At 52.9% G+C, this 25139-nt stretch carries 19 protein-coding genes and 5 pseudogenes; 4 read left to right on the top strand and 20 right to left on the bottom strand.

Annotated features, from left to right (window positions below; genetic code table 11):
• Position 1 precedes the first annotated feature (1 nt).
• The 7 genes from HV314_RS12625 to HV314_RS12595 are packed head-to-tail and all read right to left on the bottom strand — an operon-like array spanning position 2 to position 6919.
• The gene (locus HV314_RS12625) at positions 2–937 is read right to left on the bottom strand and encodes an ABC transporter ATP-binding protein (RefSeq protein WP_046276374.1); all 936 of its coding nucleotides are present in this window, start codon (positions 935–937) and stop codon (positions 2–4) included.
• A complete protein-coding gene (locus HV314_RS12620; protein ID WP_181548079.1) occupies positions 930–1916 on the bottom strand; it encodes an ABC transporter ATP-binding protein in 987 nt (328 codons plus the stop codon). Before HV314_RS12620 ends, HV314_RS12625 begins: the two co-directional genes overlap by 8 nt.
• Positions 1913–2809, bottom strand: coding sequence for a D,D-dipeptide ABC transporter permease (gene ddpC / locus HV314_RS12615; RefSeq protein WP_016156536.1), 897 nt, complete (start codon positions 2807–2809; stop codon positions 1913–1915). Before ddpC ends, HV314_RS12620 begins: the two co-directional genes overlap by 4 nt.
• On the bottom strand, positions 2806–3828 hold the full coding sequence (locus tag HV314_RS12610) for an ABC transporter permease (RefSeq protein ID WP_016153091.1): 1023 nt from the start codon (positions 3826–3828) through the stop codon (positions 2806–2808). Before HV314_RS12610 ends, ddpC begins: the two co-directional genes overlap by 4 nt.
• A gap of 44 nt (positions 3829–3872) precedes the next feature.
• Positions 3873–5435, bottom strand: coding sequence for an ABC transporter substrate-binding protein (locus HV314_RS12605; RefSeq protein WP_181548078.1), 1563 nt, complete (start codon positions 5433–5435; stop codon positions 3873–3875).
• 15 nt (positions 5436–5450) lie between these two features.
• Entirely contained in the window at positions 5451–6038 is a 588-nt protein-coding gene (gene ddpX, locus HV314_RS12600; protein WP_016156534.1) for a D-alanyl-D-alanine dipeptidase, read from the bottom strand.
• Positions 6039–6052: 14 nt separating this feature from the next.
• On the bottom strand, positions 6053–6919 hold the full coding sequence (locus HV314_RS12595) for a MurR/RpiR family transcriptional regulator (protein ID WP_016156533.1): 867 nt from the start codon (positions 6917–6919) through the stop codon (positions 6053–6055).
• A gap of 400 nt (positions 6920–7319) precedes the next feature.
• On the opposite strand from HV314_RS12595, the gene hdeB reads away from it, so the two are divergent.
• Both hdeB and HV314_RS12585 read left to right on the top strand, forming a co-directional pair.
• The gene (gene hdeB / locus HV314_RS12590) at positions 7320–7649 is read left to right on the top strand and encodes an acid-activated periplasmic chaperone HdeB (protein WP_003019999.1); all 330 of its coding nucleotides are present in this window, start codon (positions 7320–7322) and stop codon (positions 7647–7649) included.
• A gap of 155 nt (positions 7650–7804) precedes the next feature.
• Positions 7805–9748, top strand: a complete 1944-nt coding sequence (locus HV314_RS12585) for a methyl-accepting chemotaxis protein (RefSeq protein ID WP_181548077.1) — start codon at positions 7805–7807, stop codon at positions 9746–9748.
• A gap of 65 nt (positions 9749–9813) precedes the next feature.
• Here the strand turns inward: HV314_RS12585 and HV314_RS12580 are convergent, their stop codons facing one another.
• Positions 9814–11181 carry a glycoside hydrolase family 10 protein gene (locus HV314_RS12580; RefSeq protein ID WP_131405916.1) on the bottom strand — a complete coding sequence of 456 codons (1368 nt, stop codon included), beginning with the start codon at positions 11179–11181 and terminating at the stop codon, positions 9814–9816.
• A gap of 12 nt (positions 11182–11193) precedes the next feature.
• Positions 11194–11481, bottom strand: coding sequence for a VF530 family DNA-binding protein (locus HV314_RS12575; protein WP_016153085.1), 288 nt, complete (start codon positions 11479–11481; stop codon positions 11194–11196).
• A 455-nt stretch (positions 11482–11936) separates the two neighbouring features.
• On the opposite strand from HV314_RS12575, the gene HV314_RS12570 reads away from it, so the two are divergent.
• Positions 11937–12653, top strand: coding sequence for a YebC/PmpR family DNA-binding transcriptional regulator (locus HV314_RS12570; RefSeq protein ID WP_046276377.1), 717 nt, complete (start codon positions 11937–11939; stop codon positions 12651–12653).
• A 176-nt stretch (positions 12654–12829) separates the two neighbouring features.
• Here HV314_RS12570 and HV314_RS27605 read toward each other — a convergent pair.
• Positions 12830–12964, bottom strand: a pseudogene (locus HV314_RS27605) (alpha/beta hydrolase); the annotation flags it as partial.
• Positions 12965–13218: 254 nt separating this feature from the next.
• On the opposite strand from HV314_RS27605, the gene HV314_RS12565 reads away from it, so the two are divergent.
• Positions 13219–14622 carry an ISNCY-like element ISKpn21 family transposase gene (locus HV314_RS12565; protein ID WP_001567368.1) on the top strand — a complete coding sequence of 468 codons (1404 nt, stop codon included), beginning with the start codon at positions 13219–13221 and terminating at the stop codon, positions 14620–14622.
• Positions 14623–14650: 28 nt separating this feature from the next.
• Here HV314_RS12565 and HV314_RS12560 read toward each other — a convergent pair whose 3' ends face one another.
• From HV314_RS12560 to HV314_RS12515, 10 genes and pseudogenes are all read right to left on the bottom strand, one after another.
• The gene (locus tag HV314_RS12560; RefSeq protein WP_001567369.1) at positions 14651–15283 is read right to left on the bottom strand and encodes a DUF6904 family protein; all 633 of its coding nucleotides are present in this window, start codon (positions 15281–15283) and stop codon (positions 14651–14653) included.
• A 113-nt stretch (positions 15284–15396) separates the two neighbouring features.
• Positions 15397–15861, bottom strand: a pseudogene (locus tag HV314_RS12555) (histidine-type phosphatase); the annotation flags it as partial.
• 278 nt (positions 15862–16139) lie between these two features.
• A complete protein-coding gene (locus HV314_RS12550) occupies positions 16140–17408 on the bottom strand; it encodes a Y-family DNA polymerase (RefSeq protein WP_029139549.1) in 1269 nt (422 codons plus the stop codon).
• Between the two features lie 2 nt (positions 17409–17410).
• Positions 17411–17830 carry a translesion error-prone DNA polymerase V autoproteolytic subunit gene (locus HV314_RS12545; protein WP_181548076.1) on the bottom strand — a complete coding sequence of 140 codons (420 nt, stop codon included), beginning with the start codon at positions 17828–17830 and terminating at the stop codon, positions 17411–17413.
• Between the two features lie 171 nt (positions 17831–18001).
• Positions 18002–18283 (bottom strand): annotated as a pseudogene (cybB, locus tag HV314_RS12540) (cytochrome b561); the annotation flags it as partial.
• 32 nt (positions 18284–18315) lie between these two features.
• Complete coding sequence (locus HV314_RS12535) at positions 18316–21282, bottom strand: Tn3-like element TnAs1 family transposase (protein WP_001138014.1); 2967 nt, start codon at positions 21280–21282, stop codon at positions 18316–18318.
• A 3-nt stretch (positions 21283–21285) separates the two neighbouring features.
• Positions 21286–21846, bottom strand: coding sequence for a recombinase family protein (locus tag HV314_RS12530; protein ID WP_001161490.1), 561 nt, complete (start codon positions 21844–21846; stop codon positions 21286–21288).
• Positions 21847–22235: 389 nt separating this feature from the next.
• Positions 22236–22493, bottom strand: a pseudogene (locus HV314_RS12525) (cytochrome b/b6 domain-containing protein); the annotation flags it as partial.
• Positions 22494–22642: 149 nt separating this feature from the next.
• Positions 22643–24082, bottom strand: a pseudogene (gene aldA, locus HV314_RS12520) (aldehyde dehydrogenase).
• A 199-nt stretch (positions 24083–24281) separates the two neighbouring features.
• Complete coding sequence (locus tag HV314_RS12515; protein ID WP_275405680.1) at positions 24282–25073, bottom strand: YdcF family protein; 792 nt, start codon at positions 25071–25073, stop codon at positions 24282–24284.
• Between the last annotated feature and the right edge of the window lie 66 nt (positions 25074–25139).

Raw genomic sequence — 25139 nt, 5'->3', positions numbered from 1 at the left:
CTCATGCAACCGCCCGCCAGCAGCGAACTTCACCACCGCTATCACTTTTCAGCAATACCTGTTTCTTCTCACAGCCGCTGGTCGCCAGTGGACATCTGTCACGGAAAAAACAACCCTGGGGCAGCGTTCGGTTCCCCGGTAGTTCGGTTTTCCGTAACACCAAATCCTCCGCCAGCGGTGCTCCCGTTTTAGGGACCGAATCCAGCAATAATCGCGTGTAGGGATGGGCGGGCTGCGTGAGTACCTGCTGCGCATCGCCCAGCTCAACAATTTGCCCGAGGTACATTACCGCCACGCGGTCGCTCATATGTCGGACCACCGACACGTTGTGCGAGATCAGCACGTAGGTCAGGTTTCTGCGCGCCTGCAATGACACCAGCAGATTGAGAATTTGCGCCTGCACGGAGATATCCAGCGCCGAAGTAGGTTCATCGAGCACAATCACGTCCGGCTCTGATGACAACGCCCGGGCGATGGCAATACGCTGGCGCTGTCCACCGGAAAACGCATGCGGCAGGCGGTCGAGATATTCAGGACGAATTCCCACTTGTCGCGCCAAATCTTCAGCAAGCATACGGCGCTCACGTTCTGCAGGACGTTTTTGGATCCACACCGGTTCGGTGATAATCCGCCATACCGGTAAGCGCGGATCCAGCGATGAAAGGGGATCCTGAAAGACCATTTGCATACCGGTATGCTGCTTGTCACCACGGCGCGCATAGTTGCCCTGACTGGGTTTCAGCATCCCCATCAGCAGTTGCGCCAGCGTACTTTTTCCACAACCGGACTCACCAACAATCCCCAGCGTTTCCCCCTGACGGATCTGTAAATCCAGACCATTGAGGGCATGCACCCGTTCCGTTACCTTGCCGAGCCAGTTTTTACGCGCAGGGAAGTTGACATGAACATTCTGCAGCGCCAGTAAAAAATCAGACATGTGTTGTCTCCAGTTGCGGATACCAGCAGGCAGATTGTTGATCCCCGCCTCCATGACTGCGTAGCGCAGGTGTTTCTTCACAACGGGGGCCAGCGGCAAAGCAGCGCTCGCGAAACGCGCATCCCGTCGGTAAGCAGGTTAAGTTCGGCACTGTGCCGGGAATGGCGGGCAGCAATGCGCGCGGCTCGCCGTGTTCCGGCGCGCATTTCAGCAGACCAATGGAATAGGGATGCGTCGGGCGTTGAATAACGGTTTGCGTTGGGCCACTCTCAATCACGCTTCCGGCATACATGACGTACAACCGGTCGCATAACTGTGAAACCACTGCCATATCATGGCTGATAAATAACACGGCTGTCCCGCTGGCTCGCGCTTTTAACTTCAGCAAACGCAGCACCTGCAGTTGCACCGTGACGTCCAGTGCGGTGGTCGGTTCATCGGCAATAATAAGCTCCGGTTCACACGAAAAGGCCAGCGCTATCATTACGCGCTGGCGCATCCCGCCGGAAAGCTCAAACGGGAAACGCTTCATGACTTCCGCCGCGTCCGGGATTTGCATCTCCTGGAGTAAAGCGATGGCTTTCTGACGGGCATCCGTGCGGCTTAACGCCTGATGATGGCGGATAACCTCCACCATTTGCTGACCGATGCGTCGGGTCGGATTCAGCGCCGTCATGGGTTCCTGAAAGATCATCGCTACGCGTGCGCCGCGCCATTGGCGCATTTGCTTCTCGCTGGCATTGAGCACATCTTCCCCCAGCAGCGAAACGCGTCCCTGGTGGATATGATAACTGCCTTCCGGCAGCAGACGCATGGTGAGCATGGCCGTCACGGACTTACCGGAACCGGACTCACCAACCACCCCAACGATTTCTCCGCGGTTAATATGCAGCGATACATGGTTAAGCGCATGCACGTCAGCTTTATAGCCGGGAAAACTCAAATGCAAATCTTCGATTTCCAGCACGGGTTGTGTCATGACTGTTTTCCTCCGGCTTTCGGGTCAAGCAGATCGCGAATACCATCGCCAAAGAGATTAAAGCCCACGGCGGTAATCAGAATGGCGGCGCCGGGGAAAGCGCAATACCACCACTGATCAAGCACATAGTTACGGCCTATTGCGACCATCGCTCCCCATTCAGCGCTGGGCTGCTGTGCGCCCAGACCGATAAATCCGAGCGTGGCGGCCATCAGGATCGCACTGCCGATATCCAGCGACGCTTGCACAATTAGCGGGGGCAGAGAGTTACGTAAAATGTGCCAGCTAATCAGATGCCAGCGTGATGCGCCGTAGGTCCGCGCCGCCTGCACATAGGTAAACTGGCGCACTACTAACGTTTGACCGCGTGCGAGGCGCACATAAAACGGAATACGTACGATAGCAATCGCCAGCATGGCGTTAAACAGGCTTGGACCCAACGCGGCGGCCAGCGCCATCGTCAGCACCAGCGAGGGAATGGACAGCATAATGTCCATTATTCGCATAATAATTGCATCGGCGCGTCCGCCCATGACGCCAGACAAACAGCCCAGCAGCGAACCCAATCCCCCGGCGATACCCACCACGACCAGCCCCGCAACGACCGATTGTTGGCTACCCACCAGAACGCGGCTGAACAGATCGCGGCCGACTTCATCGGTACCAAACCAGTGAGCGGCTGACGGGGGCAGCAGGCGCGCACTCAAATTGATGGCATTAGGGTCGTGAGGGGTTATCCACGGCGACAGCACCATCAGCAGCAGTATCAACACAATGATGACCCCGCCAACCAGCGTCAGCGGGCTGCTTTTCATCATCCAGAACAGTTTAGCCCAGTCCGTGCGACGGCGTGTTGTCTGAGGCGCGGCTGGCGTTTCTTGTGTGAGCATCATTGTGCGTCTCCGCGTCCAATTCGTGGATCGATCCACAAGTAGAGTAAATCCACCACCAGGTTAACCAGCACATAGGCGAAAGAGACCACCACGGCAAATCCCATTACCGCCGGGAAGTCGAGCGCCTGAATCGACGTCACCACCCAGGCGCCCATTCCCGGCCAGGCGAAGACCGTTTCAGTCAGCACCGCACCGTAGAGCAGATCGCCCAATGCCAGGCCGAGAACGGTTATCGAGGGGATAAGCGCATTTGGCAACGCGTAACACAACACGATGTACCAGCCCGGCAACCCGCTGGCGCGAGCGGTGCGAATGTAATCTTCACTCAGTTGCTCCAGCATGGCGGAGCGAATCTGGCGGGCAACGATCCCCAGGTGCACAAAGGCCAGCGTCAGTGATGGCAGGATCAGGTGCTGAAGCGCATTGAAAAAGACTTCGCCATTGCCTTCCAGCAGTGCATCAATCAGATAGAACCCGGTGACGTGAGTTGGCGGATCCAGCCAGTCATCTAAACGTCCACCGCCGGGTAAAATTTGCAGATGACCATAAAACAGCACGATAACCCCCAGCCCCAGCCAGAATGCTGGCGTGGAGATACCGGTGATTGCCATCAGACGAACGAGGTGATCTAGCCAGCGGTTGCGCCAGACCGCAGATAAAATGCCCAAAGGAATACCGATAACCAGCGCCAGCAACAAGGAGCAGAAAGCCAGCTCAAGGGTGGCGGGGAAGAAGATGCGCAGCTCATCCAGCACCGGACGTCCGGTGCGAATAGAGGTGCCTAAATCGCCGTGAAAAATGTCGCTGACATAGCGAAAAAACTGGACATACAGCGGCTGGTTCAGCCCCAACTGTTGGCGAATATTTTCGACAATTTCATCGCTGGCGCGATCGCCCGCCAACAACCGCGCGGGGTCGCCAGGTATCAGGTGCGAAATAATAAAAGTGATTACGCAAACACCGATAACCACCAGAATAAGTCCCCAGCATCGCTGGCGTAAAATGCTCCAGAACGTCATTAGCTTCCCCTTGCGGAGCCAGAGCGGCTCCGCATTAACGTGGCTTATTTACTCATGGTGGAGATATTGAAGACCTGTTCCAGCATGGGGTTGAATACAAATCCTTTGACGTCTTTGTTCATCGCCAACTGATAGTTTTTCTGGAATAAATAGACGTAGGCGGCTTCATCAATCACGATAGTTTGCGCCTGCTGGTAGTCATTGGTTCTGGCAACCTGATCGGTCGTGGCCAGCGCGCTACGCAGCAGCTTATCGACCTCACCGTTTTCATAGAATGAACGGTTACCCGGCAAGCCTTTCTTATCTGACTCAAACCAGTAGTTCATAAACATGTACGGATCGGCGAAATCTGGGCTCCAGTTGCCAATGGCAATGTCGTAATCTCCTTTGCCCACGCGGTCACGCATGGTGGCGTTCGCCAGTTTTTCCAGCTTGACCTTAATGCCCAGTTTGCCAAGGCTTGCCTGGGTCGCGAGCGCGATAGGTTCCCAGTTGGGGTCATTATCCGAGTACAGGAAGCTCAGGCTGTCAGGTTTGGTGGCAACTTTCTCCCACGCCGCTTTCGCTTTGGCTTCATCGAAACTGTACTGCATGGCCTTGTCGTCAAAACCCCACATGCCTTCAGGGATCGGACCCCGCATTTGCTTACCGTTGCCGCTCAGGATCCCGTTTACCATGCCTTTATAATCGGTGGCCCACGAGATGGCGCGGCGTAAATCCACCTGATTGAGCGGCGCTTTACTGTTATTTAGATACAGATAGGTCACGCGCAACGAGGGATAATCCGCCACGTTAACTTTGCCTTCCTGTTTTAAGGCGGCAAGCTGGTCAACCGGAAGCGCATCGGCAATGTCGATATCACCCCGCGACAATTGCAGACGGCGAGAGGCGCTTTCACCGATGATTTTTACCGAAACCCGCTTAAACGCCGGTTTTACACCGGCATAATATGGGTTAGGAACCAGTACCAACTGCTGTCCCTTTTGCCAGCTTTTGAGCATAAAGGGACCGGAGCCTGCCGTGTTCTGCGCCAGGAATCCGCGGGCATCGTCTGCGGCATGCTCTTTTAAGACGGCCGGGTTAATAATTGAGGCCCCGTCATTGGCCAGCGTATACAGGAACGGCGCAAATGGCTGGCTGAGGGTAAACTTCACCGTATTGTTATCGATAGCCTCAACCTTCAGATCTTTCGGGAACGCTTCTGCAGGCCCCTGGCCGATTTTGAGCAGGCGTTCAAAAGATTGCTTTACCGCATCAGCCGTCACCGGCGTTCCGTCGGCGAATTTGGCATCGTTTTTCAGGATAAACGTCCACTCTTTCTGGTCGTCAGAGGCCTTCCAGCCGCTGGCCAAATCGCCTTCAACTTCCGTGGAGCCTTTACCTCCATCCGTTTTGTACTGAACCAGCCGCTGATAAGAGGGATAGGTGACCGTCCAGTCGTTGTTATCGATGGTCACGGCGGGATCGAGCGTCTGCGGATCGGCAGCTTTGCCGATTACCAGCATATCTTTGGGAACGGCGGCCTGCGCAGCGGGCAGGGCAAACGCCAGCGCAACGGCTATCAGAGCGGGGCGAAAAAACGCGTTTAACGCAAGTGTAGTCTTCATAACCAGGCTCCAGAATTAAAGGGAATGTTGTGTTGTTATGGGTGTGACAGTGTAACAATCTATCTGATCGTCAAGCAGCGGATAGCGGGCGGCATCAGGTAATTCAAAATGCCACCACTCGCTGGTGATACCGACAAAACCGCCGCCGAACATAATGGCATTGAGCAGCAGGCGGTTGCGCTGCGCAGCCGGAGGAACAGAAGGGTGCCAGGCATGGGAACGGTCGTGCATCTCATCAAAGCCCGCGCCCATATCGAGAAGATTGCCACGATCGTCCATTAGCGTAACGTCAATGGCCGTCCCGCGGCTGTGATTGGATCCTATCGCCACATCGACAACATACTGAGGATCCGGACACGCATTCCACAGCACCGCCTGCGCCTGCTGCGGGCGATACGCGTCGTATACCACAAGTTTCAGGCCCGCCAGTTGCGCAATACTGATGCTTTTCGCCAGCGCAGTGACCGCCTCGGTGTGCAACAGGCAACGAGCTTCCCGGTAGATAGGGGCGCCGGTAATGTTGTCTGCCGTAGCGTATTTAAGATCGATATGTAGCGACGGGAATATCACCGACAGATCGACCAGTTCTGGGGTTTCTGACATAGCACGTTTCCTGTTTATTGTTCGAATTGACCAAATTGTTGTTGTAACTGGCGATTGGTTTGCAGGCGTTCTGCGAGGGAGTCACCCAGTTGTGCCACCACCGCAGAGAGTAATAAGTTGAACAGACAGCTCACCGGAGCCAGTGAGTCCCAGAAATGTCCGGTGTCAGTTTTCACCTGAAGTAAGTCAATGGAATAGTCTCTGGCCCACGGGCACCACACATCGGTGATTAACGCCAGCGGAATGCAGCGTTCTGTGGCAACGCGGCAATATTGTCGCGAGATAGCGGAATAGGCGCGCATATCGGTGATCACCACGTAAGGCTGGGTGAATCCTGAGTTCAGCGACTCGACCCAACTGCCGGAAAGCCCTTCGGAGTAGCTGACTTTAGGCCGCAGGTATTCCAGGTGACTGAAAAAGGCGTTAGCGATCCCGCGGGTGGACTGGATCCCAAGGATATACACGGCTTCCGCATGTGCCAGCCGCTGGGCTATGCGTAAAAACGTTTCGCCTTGCGCGAGTTGATAGACATAGGTAATGGCGTCGATTTCCAGTAACAGCGACTGCTGCGCGCGATCTGGCAGGCTTTGTTGCTGGTGCCAGGAGTCCAGCCGCTCGTTCATCCCCCAGGGTTGATAGGCGACGACGGGTAGCTCCCGCAGGCTGGCTTTTGCATCTTCCAGATTGCGAAAACCCAGTTTACGCAGATAGCGTCCAACGGTAATGCCGCTGGTTCCGGTCGCTTTAGCAATACCATCCGCGGTTTCAAAAGGGATCTGCACAGCATGGGCTAACAGCCACCCGGCCACGCGCTTTTCGCTGGGCGTCAGTTGGCTAAAGGTCTGCTCTATGCGGGTAAATAACTCCGGTTTCGCTGTCATTACCTTCTCGCTGTTAATTGTTTGTCAGAGTACGGTTCACTGTTAGCAAATTAACAATGCAGGACGCGTGCCATGTTGGTAACAGCGGCACGCCGACCATTTTTGTTAAAAATTAGCCCATATCCGTTAACTAATGATCAACATTTGTGCAGCGTAGTTCAGTTTTGGTGCAGCGACAGGGGAAGAAGGGGATGAATCTGCTGATTTCGTCGGAACGATCACATTGTGGCCACGTTTTACGCCCAGACATCAGAATCAGTAATGTGAAATATAAATTTCAGCCATATCAATGGTGGCAATCTTTATTCTTATGACGTTAGGGGTATTATTTTTTGCGAACTACATTAACGGTTTGAAGCGCAAGTGTAGATATTATTTATATTATAAATGGAGTACTACAATGAATAAATTCTCCCTTTCTACAGCAGGTATTCTGGTCGCAGCGCTGTTAACCAGTGTCAGCGTCAATGCAGCAACTGATAACGCTAAAACTGAAGTGACTCCAAAAGGCATGAATTGCCAGGAGTTTATTGATTTGAACCCGCAAACTATGGCCCCGGTGGCTTTCTGGGTGCTCAATGAAGATGAAGATTTCAAGGGTGGCGATTACGTAGACTATAACGAAACCGTGACGACTGCAGTTCCTCTGACCGTTGAACTTTGTAAAAAACATCCGCAGAGCGAATTAAGTAAAATAAAAGACGAAATCAAAAAAGAATTATCCAAATAAGATTAAGTCATTATTAAAACCCAGCCAAAGTGCTGGGTTTTGCTATTTGTGACAATGTCACCTATTTATTTTGTGATACTTAAGAAAACTTTATAAAGATATAAACGCCTGTGCCGATACTGGATAAAAGTTAGCCTTTTGCAGAAGGAGTTTGTATGGCCTGGTATCCTACTCGTATTTCAACGCGTTTAACCATCGGCGGCATTCTGCTGCTTGCAGTCACGACCCTTGTTATTGTGGTGATTATGCTCTGGCGTGGTCAACCGCGCGTCGTTGAAATCAACACCGCCCTGATCGAAGAAACAGGGCAAGGTTTAACCCGCCAGTTGAGTACCGTATTGTCCCGAATTGAAGGTGAGACCGTTAGCTTGTCACGACTGGCTGAGGTGCTGCCAAATGATGAATCTCTTTATCAAAGCGTCGTTCCGCATCTGATTGGTGAAGATAAAGATTCGATTATTACCGGCGGCGGTATCTGGCCAGAACCAGACGCTTTCACCGCAGGTGTGGAGAAAAGAAGCTTTTTCTGGGCGCGTAATGCTGAAGGTAAACTGGTGTATTCCAACGACTATAACGTCGAAGGGTCAAGCGGATACCACAATGAAAACTGGTATCAGCATGCTAAAGGACATTCACAAAACAGTTGCTTATGGTCTGATGTCTACCAGGACGCCAGTTCAGGCGTCAACATGGTGACGTGCAGCGTACCTTATCAACTGGCGGGCAAGTTTGCCGGTGTCGCCACCACCGATATTCGGCTGGATAACGTCGCCACTTTCATGCAGCAGCAGGGAAACAGCACCGGTGGTTACGCGTTTGTGGTGGACAAGCAGGGACAAATCCTCTATTTCCCGCAGACCGATCTGGCGAAATATAAAACCATTAACGATCTGGCGCAAAGCGCGCAATGGCTTATCCCGGTGGAAAACGGTCTGAAATATCTGCGCCCAGCGGACGGGGTGAAAACGATTACGCTTGCAAATGATAACGTCCTGAATTCGGCTTCACGGGTGATGCTGTTCCCGATGGCGGATACCGGTTGGGTTGTTGGTCTTGCGACGCCTGAATCGCGTATCGTCGGCCTTGCCAAAGTGATGATGCAGGACGTGCTGGAAGTGTTGATCCCGATCATGACCCTGTTGCTGGTGGGATCCTGGCTGGTGGTTCGCCGACTGATTTCACGTCTCGATGATACCCGTCAGGCTCTCGATGACATTGCGCAGGGAGAAGGCGATCTTACCCGTCGCCTGGATGTGCGTGGCAAAGATGAGATTTCCGCTATCGCCGAAGCGTTTAACCTGTTCGTCGATAAAATCTCAGCCATTCTGATCACTGTCAGAAGCAGTAGCGTAGTGGTGGCGAATAACGCTGTCAGCCTGGCAGACAGTAATATGGAACTTTCATCTCGCGTGACGCAACAGGCCGCTGCGCTGGAAGAGAGTTCAGCGGCGATGGAACAGTTAAATGCGACCGTTCATCAAAATGCCAGTAATACACAACTGGCGGATGAACTCTCTGATAGCACCGCGCAAACGGCCAACCGCTGCGGCGATGTTATGCAGGGTGTTATCTCTACAATGGATAACGTCAGTGCCTCATCCGGCAGAATGGTGGAAATTGTCGCGGTTATCGACAGCATTGCGTTCCAGACCAATATTCTCGCCCTGAATGCCGCGGTTGAAGCCGCCAGAGCAGGTGATGCCGGGAGAGGGTTTGCCGTTGTGGCCTCCGAAGTGCGCACGCTGGCCCAGCGCAGCGCCACCGCCGCGCAGGAAATAAAGGCGTTGATTGATGAATCCGTTTCTCATGTAGGTAGCGGAAGCCAGCAAATTCACAATGCGGGCGAACGTCTGGGAGAACTGGTCAGTAATGTACGTCAGGTACGTCAGTTAATGGGGGAAATACGCGTTGCGGGTGAAGAACAACGCAAGGGCGTTTCCGAAGTTACGCTGGCTGTTACCGAAATGGACAGCACCGTTCAGCAAAACGCCTCGTTAATAGATGATGCCGCCGCGCGAACGCAGGCGCTGAAAGAGGAGGCGGAACAGCTGGCGATGCTGGTCTCATCATTCAGATTGCCTGAGCCTTCAGTTGCCTGATGAATCGGTTAAGAGCGTCCGTATAACCGGACGCTCTTGCGTTATAAATCCAATACGGACGACCATTAACGCCCCCAACGACTGCGAATATAGGTCACGGCTTCCTGCGTTTGCGGCTGATTAAGGTAATCTTCGCGAAACAAAATTGTGCCGTTAATGTGCGGTTCAGACTCGTTCAGATCGAGCTGTTTTTTCAGCTCCGGCACACCGCCTTTGACCGTCCAGTCAGGTTCTTTTCGCGACGGCTCACCGACTTTGTACAACGCCACCCCAATATACAGGCGGGTGTTGGTTGATTTGACGACATCTGCCCACCATTTTGCCAACACATCGTAACGCGCCGCGTCGCGGGCAAAAGGCCAATACAACTGCGGGGCGATGTAGTCCAGCAAGCCTTGTTGCACCCAGCGGCGGGTGTCCGCATACGATTCATCATAGGCTGCCGCGCCGCGCGTGTCGGAGCCCGCCGGATCGTGCGAACGGTTGCGCCACACGCCCGCAGGGCTGACGCCAAATTCAACTTCAGGTTTGAGTTTCTTAATGGTTCGTGAAACCTGAGCGATCAGGCGTTGCGTGTTATCGCGCCGCCAGTCAGCTTTGGAGACGAATCCCTGGCCGTATCTTCTGAAGGTCTGGCTGTCGTTGAGCGCAGAGCCGGGAGACTCGGTATAGAAGTAATCATCGAATTGCACGCCGTCAACCGGGTAATTCTCAACGACTTCAGCCACGATACTGGTTATCCAGTCACGCACTTCGGGAATACCGGGATCTAACACAAAACGCTCGCCCGAGGTACGGATCCAGTCCCGATGCAGGACATAAACGCTGGAAGGCGTCTGTGACAGCGTGTTGTTTAATTCGGTAACCGTTGCCGGTTTAGTGTTCACGGACACGCGGTAGGGGTTAAACCAGGCATGGACTTTCATTCCGCGTTTATGCGCTTCATCGAGCATAAACCGTAACGGATCGTAACCCGGATCCTGACCAATCTTACCGGTCAGGGTATCTGACCACGGCAAGATTGTAGAATGCCACAACGCAGTGGCATCGGGCTTCACCTGGAAAAAAACGGTGTTAATACCAAGACGTTTCAGGTTATCCAGCTTGTCCGTCAGCGCCTTTTGCTGCTGGCTGATACGAACGGCAGGCGAGCTGATGTTGACGGATGAAATCGGCGGCCAGTCAAGACGCGAAACCGTTGCCAACCAGATACCGCGCACCGGCTCCTTGCTCTGCTGCGGTTTGCCCACCGGGGGCAGTGGGGTGATTTTTGAACCGGGCGGCTGTGAAGAACAACTGCCAAGTAGCAACATACTGCCTACGAGCAGCGCGAACCATTTCATGTTGGTTCGCGGCAGCCTGGCTCGGGAACGGGCGAGAATATTCGCCAGTTTTTTTTGATAATTTGCTGAAATAAAACCGGATGCTGACATCAGATTTTGCTCTTAATTCTTCTTGTTGCGGCTGTTAGCCCAGGGATCGAACGCCGGTTCGGTGGTGTTATTTGAGGCCAGATCATGCAGTGAATCCAGGTACAGCGCTTCAACTTCTGCCCGCGCCCACGGCGTGCGGCGCAGAAACTTCAGACTGGATTTAACGCTCGGCTCATTTTTAAAGCAGTTGATATTAATACGTTGCGCCAGCTCAGCCCAACCATAACGATCAACCAGTGCATTGACCTGCATTTCAAGCGTTACGCCATGTAAAGGGTCTTTAGAAATATGAGCATTCATATGAAGTCCAGTTCAGTGGTTCCAGATTTTGTCAGTAGTGCAACGGGAAGAAGGTTACAAGAAAGCGGGGCGACCAGCAATGGCATCTGTTCCTCAGGCTTTCATGATTAAGAAGTAAACATCAGCCAAACATTGCTGAAGAAAAGATCTGGATTAGATGCGTTCATTAATCTTAAGTGGGTATTTATACTTGGATTGTTACTCCAGCTTCTCTTTATTTATGTATTATCGCTGTCATTCGACTATTAAAATAAAAAAACAAAAGATCTAAAAAAACCGAAAATAACATATCCATAATGTTAACTATTGATAAAATTAAAGTAACATTTAGTAAAACATGGGTATTTTGTTTTTCATGGACGAGAGTTTACATATCATGATATAATATTGCGGAAAAAAATTGCAGGCTATTAATCTGCATGTAATGTAAATGAATTTCTGAGGAGACTATTCCAGTGGGACGTAAATGGGCAAATATTGTTGCTAAAAAAACTGCTAAAGACGGTGCAACGTCTAATATATATGCAAAATTCGGTGTAGAAATCTATGCTGCTGCCAAACAAGGTGAACCAGACCCAGAATCAAACTCAGCTTTAAAATTCGTTATTGAACGTGCGAAACAAGCACAGGTTCCTAAACACGTTATTGATAAAGCAATTGATAAAGCCAAAGGCGGCAGCGATGAAACGTTCGTGCAAGGGCGTTATGAAGGCTTTGGTCCAAGTGGTTCACTGATTATCGCTGAAACATTGACGTCAAATGTTAACCGTACGATTGCTAATGTCCGCTCAATTTTCAATAAAAAAGGCGGGAATATCGGAGCGGCAGGTGCTGTCAGCTATATGTTTGACAATACCGGGGTGATTGTATTTGCAGGAACAGATCCTGACCATATTTTTGAAATTTTGCTTAATGCTGATGTAGATGTTCGCGATGTAACCGAAGAAGAGGGAAACATCGTTATTTATACTGAATCTACAGACCTTCATAAAGGAATTGCAGCCCTGAAAGCCGCTGGGATTAATGAATTCTCAACAACAGAATTAGAAATGATTGCTCAATCAGAAGTTGAACTTTCACCAGAAGATTTAGAAATCTTTGCAGGACTCGTTGATGCCCTTGAAGATGACGATGATGTTCAAAAAGTCTATCACAACGTTGCAAACCTCTAATTATAAATAAAGGAATCTGTTATTGCGGCAGATCTTTAACTTATAAAGTTGTTACAAAAATATCTAGCCCGATACATTGATTATAAAAAAAGAAAAAATTTACGGTAGAAAATCAAAGTGACTGTCTGCTTTTGCTCAAGGCAGACAGTCATGTCCAGCAGTTTTCAGTCAGGATTAGCAGGGGGAGCTTTTCCAGGAATGAAAAAAACCGCTTCCTGGCTTCCTGACTCGAAGGCGACAACAGCTCTGACCTTATCGTTTTTCATCACTGTGTACCAACCGGAACCGCCAAACTGAGAATGGCTAAAGAGGGATCTGCATTCGGGGTCATCTGACGAAAACTTTTTACCGTAGCAGATAAGGGAAGGGTAAGGATTTGATGGAACGGCGTCAGCTAAGGGGTATGAACTAAGCATCCATCAAATACTAAATTGCATTTAACATAATATACATTATGCGCACTAATGTTGTAATGGCTCAATAGTAATGTCCGCCTGTGGCTCAATTCAGATGTCCGCGCTATGGTAAGCTTCACTGGTCCGTTTAAACTACCGGGAGGCATATCATGAGCGCAGAAAGCTCAGGAGTGTTTACTTTGAAAGAGATCAACCGGATCAAGATTATACAGGACGTCATTGAACGTCGCATCACAACGCGCCGTGCGGCCGAGCACCTCGGTATCAGCGACAGGCAATGCCGCAGACTTCTTGCCCGTTACCGTGAAGGCGGACCGCTTGGTATGGCCAGCAGACGATGTGGCATGCGTGGTAACCGCCAGTTGCCACCCGGGCTCGCAGATCAGGCTCTGGAACTGATCAAGACGCGTTATGCTGATTTCGGTCCGACTCTGGCGCGTGAAAAGCTCGAAGAACTCCACGGACTGTTTCTTGGCAAAGAAACTGTCCGGCGCATCATGGTGCGGGCTGGCTTATGGGTTCCCCGTAAACAACGTGCCGCAAGGATCCCTCAACCACGGTACCGGCGTCCGTGTACTGGTGAGCTGATACAAATAGATGGCTGTGATCACGACTGGTTTGAAGGCCGTGGCCCGGCCTGCACCGCGCTGGTCTATGTTGATGATGCAACCAGCAAACTGATGGAACTGTTGTTTGTTAAATCGGAGTCCACGTTTTCTTACTTCGAAGCCACGCGGCGCTATATCGATAAGCATGGTAAACCGCTGGCACTGTACAGCGATAAAGCCGGTGTTTTTCGTGTTAACAATAAACACGCCACAGGCGGAGACGGGCATACTCAGTTTGGGCGAGCCATGCATGAACTGAACATCCAGACTATCTGTGCAGAAACCAGTCCCGCCAAAGGGCGTGTAGAACGAGCTCACCTCACTTTACAGGATCGTCTGGTCAAAGAGCTGCGGTTACAGGGCATTTGTTCAATGGAGGCTGCAAATGACTTCGCTGAGGCCTATATGGCTGACTATAACCGCCGTTTTGGCAAAGTACCGCGACATGATTTTGACGTACACCGTGCTGTAGAACATGATGAGGACCTGGGGCTTATTTTCACTGTTCGTGAAAAACGTAAAGTCTCAAAATCGTTGACGATACAATATGATAAAATGTTGTACCTGATTGAAGACAGCGAACTGAGTCGCCGTGCAATAGGTAAATATATCGATGTGTATCACTATCCTGATGGCAGAAAAGAGCTGCGCCTGAACGGTACGCTACTTCCCTACTCTACCTACGACCGACTGTCAGAAATCGACCAGGGCGCGATTGTCGATAACAAGCGTCTTGGCCGAACCCTGGAGTTTATCAGTCTGGTGCAGAGCAAGCGGGATAACACGCGCTCTCAGTCAATTCCCGCTGGAGATGGCCCTTCCCGACGACGGCCAAAGCAGGAAGGGAAGAAATCCCAGCGCTCACTGGATAATGATGACATGCTCGAAGCACTCAAACAGCTTCAGTCACGTTCAGAGGACATTTTTGGTAAAAGAGCCCGCTGATGGTACTCACTGGCCGGACAGTGGTTGCTCACCAGTTGATATTGTCCGGCCAGACCCATGATGTATTATTCATTTCGTTCAGCATCTTTATGTCCTGCTTTTCACGGGCATACTTACCCCATAATGAATGAAAAGAACGAACAATACTGATTAACTGCTTTTTTCTTTGCTCCGGAGATAGGCTGATAAAATAGCAGCACCTGCTGTCAATATTATCCTCAATGAAATTAAAATCAGAGTCTGATGCATATTTTACTGTTAGCATAATATCATTCGACGTTGTTCTCTCAGACTCTGTTAATGCTGATTCTATCAGGTATTCAAAGGCATACATGACAGACAGCTGGTTTTTGTCTGTCTGAATATAACCCATTGAGTTTCTGAGTATTGAGGACTGTACCAGGACCAGAGGCCATAAAAGCTCAACACCATAAAGCTTATATGTATCATGTTGATCATACTGATGTTGCTCAACACGACGATTACCTTCCCGTGCTTTACGAATATCATAGGCAAGGGATAACATAAATCCGTCTTTAACTTTAATCAGTGGGCTTTCATCCACGATGTAATGAATGAGTTCATGTAATTCATTCAGGGCTTCTGAATCTCCCCACAGTATAAAACCTGCATTGTTCGGCGTTAACTCGTATCGAAGCATGGGCTCAATCATCCTGTTGTTTCAGTCGGAGGAAAGTCTATCAGTAAAGAGAATGAGAGATCAAAGTGGTCATTTTAATTGAGCTGGATAACGGACATTTCAATTGAGCCTTGACATGTCCCCATTTTTACTGGATTAAAAAGAGGATCAGTTTTTTCTTCATCCTTCTGATAATGCACTTGAATTTGACATTTTGGTGCTAACCCAGCCAGAAACGCCTCCCCCGTTTTACGGGTGCGTTGATCCGTGTCTGCAATAACAGCAACCTGCCCTGGAGATGGGCACGTTTGATTATTCAACAGACCTTTGCTTGTGAACCATAAACGTTGATACTGACCTAATTCAGAAACAAGTTCTCCCCCACGAGGCGTTAGCCATCCTAACGGCACATCCCATTGTGGCCATTGATCGGGTGTGACATCTTTCATTATTGGAGTGAACTTCGTAGGTGCTCTTACTCCATGACGGCTCACTATCACAACCCGCTCAAGTTTCATACCGTTCTGCTCTTCAGCATGTATTGAGAAAGAACCGCATAAGAGAGAAAAAAATAATAAACGAATGATGAATGTACTCATTACCAGCACCACCTTTTCGTAAGTGAAAAACAAACAACTCGTATAAGCCAGTTCGATAACTGGTTCTATCAGATAGAAATAATCCTACTCCTGAGTTCACAACAATCCAACTTTTTGCATATCAACTTTGTATCTTATCGAAGTATTAAAGGAGCGCTAATTTAGCCGCGCTGGAAAGGTATCCAAGGTTATGGAATCGTTGGCAATTTACAACGTCCTGTCATTGAAAGGATAATTGATCCGGTATAAATAAGGTGGGAGGAAGCCTTGTTTGGCTATCAATTTACCCGCAGCAAATCACTGTATCTCGTTGTATAACGTGGTGAAAGCATGTCTCGCTTCATCGCCCACGGCTGCTGTATCCCTTGCCCAGCAAAGTAGAGCGTTCCTTTCCCCTTTTCAGCATTAAGAGTATCCAGTAGGTCCATCAATTTATCGCTGTTACGCCGCGGGGCGTTATTATCAAAAAGATTCAGCTGTGCAACGCCAGAGCTAAAAAAATCCCCCAGCATAACGCCCGCTTTTTGATAACGTAGCCCCTCTCGCCAAACGGCGTCCAGGCTGCGCGTGGCTGCTGTAATAATGTCCCGGCTATCCTGAGTTGGCGTCAGCAGTTTTATCGATGCGCTGTTACCGTAATAAGGTTCATTCAGGGCAAACGGACTGGTTTTGATAAACGTAGAGATAAACCGGCAGTACTGGTGTTCTCTGCGCAGCTTTTCCGCAGCACGTGAAGCATAGGTGCAAATGGCCTCTCTCATGGCGTTGTAATCCGTGAGTTTTTCACCAAACGATCTTGAGCAGATAATTTCCTGCTTATCCGGCGCAAACTCTTCCAGCGCCAGACAAGGCTCACCGCGCAATTCCCGGACGGTTCGCTCAAGCACGACGCTGAAATGTTTACGAATGAAGCGAATATCGGTATCCGCCAGGTCGAGAACCGTTTTAATACCCATAACGTCCAGTTTTTTGCCGATACGGCGTCCGATGCCCCAGACTTCATCAACCGGGAGTGCTGCCATCAGCTTACGCTGGCGTTCAATATTTGAGAGATCCACGACTCCGCCCGTCTGTTCCTGCCACTTTTTGGCCGCATGGTTCGCCAGTTTGGCCAGGGTTTTGGTCTGAGCGATACCGACCCCAACCGTGAGACGTGTTTTCTGCAAAATGGTTGCTCTGATTTCCTGACCAAAATCCGTAAGATCCCTGCAGTTTCGCACGCCCGTTAAATCACAAAAGGCTTCATCAATACTGTATATCTCCACGCGTGGCGATAACTCCTCCAGAATCGACATCACCCTGCTGCTCATATCCGCATACAGTTCGTAGTTCGAACTAAAACAGAACACGCCATAGCGCCTGAACAGATCTTTCTGTTTGAAGTACGGAGCGCCCATATTAACGCCAAGCGCCTTTGCCTCTACGCTGCTGGCAATAACGCAGCCATCGTTATTTGAAAGAACGACAACGGGCTTCCCTTTCAGATCAGGCCGGAATGCCGACTCACAACTGGCATAAAACGCGTTAACATCCACCAGTGCAAACATCATCAGCCCGCAGCTTTAATGATAAATGTCACCACGCCAAATATATCCAGCGTGTCCTCGCTGCTAATCATGATCGGCGCGTAGGCGCTGTTCTCTGGCTTCAGCATCACAACCGGATGTAATTGCAGGCGTTTAACGGTGAATTCGCCCTCAACGGCGGCAATAACGATGTCTCCATGGACAGGTTTTCTGGCGCTGTCGACAATCAGTAAATCACCCTCGCCGATCCCTGCTCCCCTCATAGAGTCGCCAGATGATTTAACAAAATAGGTTGCGCTGGGATGCCGTACCAGCAGGTCATTGAGGTCGATACGTTTCTCAACGTAGTCCTGTGCAGGAGATGGAAAACCGCAGGGCACAAGATCGCTAAATAACGGAAAGTGTTTAATTTCGCGGCGTTCCGCAGGCTGGAAAAACAACATAATAATCTGCCTCTCATTTACTGTATTTATATACAGTAGTTTTAATAAGAGCAGCAATCAAGTAGCGAGTGTGATGAACTGGACGTTGTTTAACCATCTTGTCGGTAAGTTTTTATGATGTCTGGAAAAATAATCGGCTAAAAAAATACCCCGCATTTGCGGGGCATTACATCAGGAGCGTTTTCGCGGCATCATGCGCAGCAGCGTATTGTCCTTCCAGAAATAGTGGTGCATCAGGGCCGCAGCGGCATGCAGAGCAATAACAAAATAGCCCAGATTTGCCAGCGTCACGTGCCAGGACTTCAGCATATCCACTACATCAAAATTGGCCTCTGCCGCATGCGGCATAACGATGCCGAATGCAATCCACGGGTTACCCCGGTTGTACATCATCACCAGTCCAATAATCGGCAGAACAATAAACAGCAGATAGATAACCAGATGCCCCAGATGGGGAGCCCGCAGAATTCGGAAAAAATCGTACGCTAAGGTTTTCCGGGCATCCGTAAGGGCCGAAACTTCCCGTCTTCCAGTCTGCGGCTCTGCCGCCAGACGTAATCGCCGGTTAGGTTGATGTGCTCCCAGCCCAGCGGCGACAGGAATTGCAGCAGCTCGCCGTCCACCGGCTTGCCGGCCTCGACCAACCCCTGGGTGGCGCGTTCCAGGTACACCGTGTTCCACAGCACGATAGCCGCCGTCACCAGGTTGAGGCCGCTGGCCCGGTAGCGCTGCTGCTCGAAGCTCCGATCCCTGATTTCCCCAAGGCGGTTGAAGAACACCGCCCTGGCCAGCGAGTTGCGCGCCTCACCTTTGTTCAGGCCGGCATGCACGCGGCGGCGCAGTTCAACACTTTGCAGCCAGTCCAGGATGAACAGCGTGCGCTCGATCCGGCCCAGCTCGCGCAGGGCCACGGCCAGTCCGTTCTGGCGCGGGTAGCTGCCGAGCTTGCGCAGCATCAGCGAGGCGGTGACGGTGCCCTGCTTGATCGAGCTGGCCAGGCGCAGGATGTCGTCCCAGTGGGCACGCACGTGCTTGATGTTCAGGGTGCCGCCGATCAGCGGGCGCAACGTCGGGTAGGCTTGCACGCCCTGCGGCACGTACAGCTTGGTTTCGCCGAGGTCGCGGATGCGCGGCGCGAAGCGGAAGCCTAGCAGGTGCATCAGGGCAAAGACGTGATCGGTGAAGCCGGCCGTGTCGGTGTAGTGCTCCTCGATCCGCAGGTCGGACTCGTGGTACAGCAGGCCGTCGAGCACATAGGTGGAATCGCGGACGCCGACATTCACCACGCGGGTGCTGAACGGCGCGTACTGGTCGGAGATATGGGTATAGAACAGCCGTCCCGGCTCGCTACCGTACTTCGGGTTGACGTGCCCGGTGCTCTCGCCCCGGCCACCCGCGCGGAAGCGCTGGCCATCGGAGGATGAGGTCGTGCCGTCGCCCCAGTGGGCGGCAAAGGCGTGGCGATACTGGTGGTTGACCAGCTCGGCCAAGGCCGCCGAATAGGTTTCGTCGCGGATGTGCCAGGCTTGCAGCCAGGACAGCTTGGCGTAGGTCAGGCCGGGGCTCGACTCGGCCATCTTGGTCAGCCCGAGGTTGATCGCATCACCGAGGATTGCGGACAGCAGCAACGTCCTGTCTTTGGCCTCGGCCCCGTCCTTCAAGTGGGTGAAGTGGCGGCTGAAGCCCGTCCAGTCGTCCACGTCCATCAGCAGTTCGGTGATCTTGATGCGCGGCAGTAACTGGCTGGTTTGGTCGATCAGCGCCTGCGCCCGATCCGGCACCGCCGCATCCAGCGGGGTGATTTTCAGCCCTGACTCGGTGAGGATGGCATCGGGCAGCTCGTTGTCCTTGGCCAGGCGGGTGACGGTGGCCAACTGCTCGTCCAGCAGCTGCAAACGCTCTTCCAGGTACTGGTCGCTGTTCGGGTTGATCGCCAGGGGCAGGGCCTGCTCGCGCTTGAGTGCGGCGAACTTCTCGGCCGGCAGCAGGTAGTCGTCGAAGTCGCGGAACTGCCGCGAGCCCTTGACCCAGATGTCGCCGGAGCGCAGGGCGTTCTTCAGCTCGGACAGGGCGCAGATTTCGTAGAATTTCCGGTCGAGGCCTTCCGGGGTGATCACCAGCGGCTTCCAGCGCGGCTTGATGAAGGCCGTGGGTGCATCGGCCGGCACCTTGCGCAGGTTGTCGGCGTTCATCTCACGCAGGGTCTGCACGGCTGCCAGCACGCCTTGCGCGGCCGGCGCGGCGCGCAGTTCCAGCACCTCCAGCAAGGCCGGCGTGTAACGGCGCAGGGTGGCGAAGTTCTCGCCGACCAGGTGCAGGTGGTCGAAGCCTTCCGGCCGGGCCAGCAGCTCGGCCTCGCTGACGCTCTCGGTGAACTCGTCCCAGGGAATCACCGCCTCGATGGCGGCATAGGGGTCGCTGCCGCTTTCCTTCGCTTCCAGCAGCGCCTGGCCGATCCTGGAGTACAGGCGCACCTTGTCGTTGATCGCCTTGCCCTGCTTCTGGAACTGCTGCTGATGCTTGTGCTTCGCGCCGCTGAACAGCTTGACCAGGATGCGGTCATGCAGATCGACCAGCTCATCGATCACGGTCGCGGTGCTCTCCAGCACCACGGCGGCCAGGGTCGCGTAGCGGCGCTGCGGCTCGAACTTACCGAGGTCTTTGGGCGTCATCTGCCCACCCTCGCGGGCCAGCTTGAGCAGGCGGTTCTGGTGGATGTGCCGGCCCAGGCCTTCGGGCAAGTCCACCAACTGAAATGTCTTCAGCCGCTCGATGTGTTCCAGCATGTGCCGAGAGTTGGGTTTCAGCGGTGCCTGGCGCAGCCAGGTCAACCAGGTGATGCTGCTGCCGGCCTTGAGCTTCAACAGCTCGTCCAGCTTGGCCCGATGCGAGTCCGTGAGTGGTTCGACCAGGGCGCGGTAGACCCGCCGATTGGCTCGCGCAATGGCTTCCGAGCAGGCCCGGTCAATCACGCTCAGCGCCGGCAGGATGCGTCGTTTCTGCCGTAGGCTCTCCAGGGCCTGACCGGCCAGCAGCAAGCCTTTGTCGGTCTGCTGGGCCAGCTCGGTTAGCTCGCGCACCAGGGCGCGGAAGTCGGACAGGCCGAACGGGGCCAGTTGCAGGTAGGTGCGCAGTTCCTGGGCATGCTCGCGACGGGTCACGTCGCGCTCGCCGTACTTTGCCCAGCTCGCCGGCTCGGCCTGGACTTGCTTCGCCACCCACAGGATGACCGGCTCGGGCAGCTCGCTGTCGGTTCCCAGCGCGTAACCGGGGTAGCGCAGCAGGCAGAGCTGCACGGCGAAGCCGAGGCGGTTGGCGTCGCCGCGTCGCTGGCGGATCAGCGACAGGTCGGAGTCGTTGAAGGTGTAGTAGCGGATCAGGTCATCCTGGCTTTCCGGCAGCGCAAGCAGGGTGTCCCGCTCCGTGGCCGAGAGGATCAAGCGACGCGGCATGTGTCAGTCGTCCGTGCGGAGGTACTGGTAGAGGGTTTCCCGGCTGATGTTGAACTCGCGGGCAAGCTGCGCCTTGGGCTCGCCGGCCGTCGCTCGCTGCCGCAGGGTAGCAGCCTGCTCATCGGACAGGGCTTTCTTGCGGCCCCGGTACGCGCCACGCTGCTTGGCCAAGGCGATGCCCTCACGCTGCCGCTCGCGGATCAGGGCGCGCTCGAACTCAGCGAAGGCCCCCATCACCGACAGCATCAGGTTGGCCATCGGCGAGTCCTCGCCAGTGAACACCAGGCCCTCCTTCAGGAACTCGATGCGCACGCCGCGCTGAGTCAGCTTCTGTACCAAGCGACGCAGGTCATCGAGGTTGCGGGCCAGCCGATCCATGCTGTGCACCACCACTGTATCGCCTTCGCGGACGAAGCTCAGCAGCGCTTCGAGCTGGGGGCGCTGGGTGTCCTTGCCCGATGCCTTGTCGGTGAACACCTTGCTCACCTGGGTTTGTTCCAGCTGGCGTTCCGGGTTCTGGTCAAAGCTGCTGACCCGGACGTAGCCGATGCGGTGCCCCTGCACGATGTCTCCTTGGTTGAAGGCGGCTTAAGTGCACTTTCTGTTCCGTTGTGCCTCAAAGCCCATTTCTGTCAGGCTGAAATCTATAACCTTCGCGGGCATGTGTCAAAAAATGGGAAAGCAGACTCTATTCTGACGAAGCGGCGCGGCCCTGCCTGACATCAAGTTAGGGTATAGCCTAGATTGACATGCGCGATGCAACCCTTAACTTGCTTGCACCTATCGTTTCCATGCTAGCTTTATCGTAACGCTAAGGAAGCTCTGAAAAAGCCCATGTTTCGCGAAATCACCGCTCTGTAACCCGCATGGTTGCTGGGATGCATTTCTCGAGCGGGGGCTTTTTCAGACCTTCCTTAGCTTAGCGTACGATTTTTTCCGAATTCTGCGGTTCCCCCCAGATGCGCCATTCCGGTCATCATCGGCTTCGGTTTTGGCACAATCGGCGGTGCCGGATATTTTAGCCTGACCAGCAGACGCGCCACCATCAGCGTTAAAATAGTGATGCCACAGGATACGTGCACCATGTTAAATAAGGGACGATAGCTGCGCGGGAAAAATCCGCGAAACTCCATAGCGCTGTAGGCCACAATGACCAACAAAAAGACCAGCCAGTGAATGCCAATTTGCAGGCCAGAATACTTATTCCCCATAACACTTCCTGAATAAAAACAATAATGCGTCACCATAACGGGCTTTTGTTAAAAATTCATTAACTTTTGCTCACCCGGCTTATTCTTATGGATCGCCAGCAAAGTGTGAGAATTGCGCCGGGTGGCGTACAGGCTCACCCGGCGAAAACTTAGGACTGCAGATACACCACCTGCGTTTGCAGATATTCGTTCAGACCGTGTTTACCGTCAGCCCCGCCAATCCCGGACTTGCGCCAGCCAGCATGAAAGCCCTGCATCGCCTCGAAGTTTTCACGATTAATATAGGTTTCGCCAAACTTCAGCCCTTTAATCGCCTTCATCGCCGTATTCAGATTCTGCGTATAGATCGATGAGGTCAGACCGTAATCGCTGTCATTGGCCATCGTCAGCGCCTGTTCCAGCGTATCAAACGCTACCACCGGTAGCACCGGACCAAACGTCTCCTCGTGCATAATCGCCATCTCCTGGCGCACGTCTAACAGTAACGTCGGTGGATAGTAATACCCTTTGCCGGAAACGGCCTTACCGCCCAGCACCACTCTGGCGCCTTCCTGCACCGCTCGTGCAACTTTCTGCTCTACACGCTCCAGCGCAGCGGCGTTAATCAGCGGCCCCATTGCAATATCATTGCGCTCAGCCGGATTGCCAAACTGCACGGCTTTCATCGCCTCACCCAGACGATTGACGAATTGGTCATAAATACCTTTCTGAACGTACACGCGCTCGGCACAGTTGCATACCTGTCCGGTGTTGATCACCCGCGAGTCAACAATTGCCTTTACGGCCAGTTCAAGATCGGCATCATCCATCACAATAGCCGGGGCCTAGCCACCCAACTCCAGACAAACTTTGGTGATATTTTTAGCCGCCGCAGCCATAATTTTCTCACCCGCCCCGACGCTACCGGTCATGCTCACCATGGCCACCTTCGGGTTTGCGGCCAGCGTCTGACCGACCGTTTCACCACGTCCCAGCACCAGATTAAATACGCCGCGCGGCAAGCCAATATCATCAACAATTTTGGCAAAGGCGATGGCGTTATTCGGTGTAAATTCACTCGGCTTAATGACAATGGTATTACCCGTCAACAGTGCGGGAGCCAGTTTGCGGGCAATCAGGAAAAATGGAAAGTTCCACGGCAGAATGCCCGTAGTCACGCCCAAAGCGCGCTTAAACAGCAGAATATTCTCGCCCGGACGATCGCTTTGCAGGATCTCGCCTTCATAGCGACGCGCCCACTCCGCCATATAATCGATATAGTCGGCGGTAAACGAGACTTCGACCTCAGCCAGTTGCTGTATTTTTCCCCCCTCCGCCACAATCAGGGCGCTGATTTCACTGGCTCGCTGACGGATACCCGCAGAAATTTTGCGTAACCAGTTCGCCCGTTCAATGGCAGGCAGCGCTTCCCATTGCGGCTGAGCGCGCTGTGCAGCATCGATCGCTTTACACGCATCCTCGGCACGTCCATCGGGAATACGCGAGATCACCTCTTCCGTGGCCGGATTGACGACATCAATCCAGGCATCATCGTGCCAGGTCACAAACTGCCCATCGATATACATAGGATGTTGTACGGGTACTGACATGCGGCTCTCCTGTGATTGATTTGTTTTTAACAAGTAAAACTATTGTTAATTAATATCAATCATGCAGGTCGTATTATGGCTGGAGTGGCTGTTCTGTGAGCGGCTTCATAAAAGCGTCTGGCAAAGTGATGATGAAGGGAAAAAACAGGTGTGATTTTTGCCCGTTTGCCGCAAAACGCCGACAAACGGGCAACAGGAATTACAGAGAGCGGCTCTCCAGTAAGTCAGTCAGCACGATGTCATTTTGCAACTGCTGCCAGGCTTGCTCAACGTTCTGAGGAATATCAACATGGGCGATAAAATCGCGGCCGCACGGCCCATAACCGGTGGCATCATCACGCAGGCGAGGAAGTTCACCGGTTATGAGAGACAGATAGCGATCCACTGACCACAAACCTTCTGCTGCTGGCACAAAATCCACGCCGTCTTGCTGTGGGGCCAGCTCAGGGATGAATCCAGGGAAACTCAACCATCGCGGCGCATGCGGCTCATCGCGGGTTACGCGCTGAAAGGTTGCCATCGTACGACGTTGCATAGTGGGATCCTGTACCACAATGACGGTATGAATACTTTCCGTCGCCTGATTCAATAATGCACAGCTAAAACGGGCATTCTCACCGCAGTTTGTTGACTGGTCTTCCACCCAAATCTTCTCCCCCGGGATTTGCCAGAACTGATGTGCGATATCGGCAAGGATCGCCGCTTCCGCGCGCCCGGTGGTACGAATGATGTTGTAACGAGGATGCTCTGCAATCGCGTCATACAGAAATCGTGTGGAGTGACCGATGCCACCGCTAATCAACAAGGGAACCTGTTGCTCTTTCGCGATCCGGCAGGCGGCGTCGATGGTCGGAATAACCGCGTTCCCTGCCAGAATCACGCAATCTGACTGAACGGTGATATTCCCCGTAAAATCATTCTGCGCCAACCATCGCCCTACGGTATTGATCGCCGCAAGCGTGGTTGCGTAAAGTGTCGGAAACTGGCTCATACTCATGACTCCTGATCTTAATACTTTATCGGGTTGCATACCGGGCGGTGACGTCACCTTACCCGG

It is taken from the genome of Citrobacter sp. RHBSTW-00887 (assembly GCF_013728095.1).
Taxonomy (GTDB): Bacteria; Pseudomonadota; Gammaproteobacteria; order Enterobacterales; family Enterobacteriaceae; genus Citrobacter; species Citrobacter braakii.
Note: the sequence above shows the minus strand (reverse complement) of the source record. Positions and strands in the feature narration are given on the sequence as shown.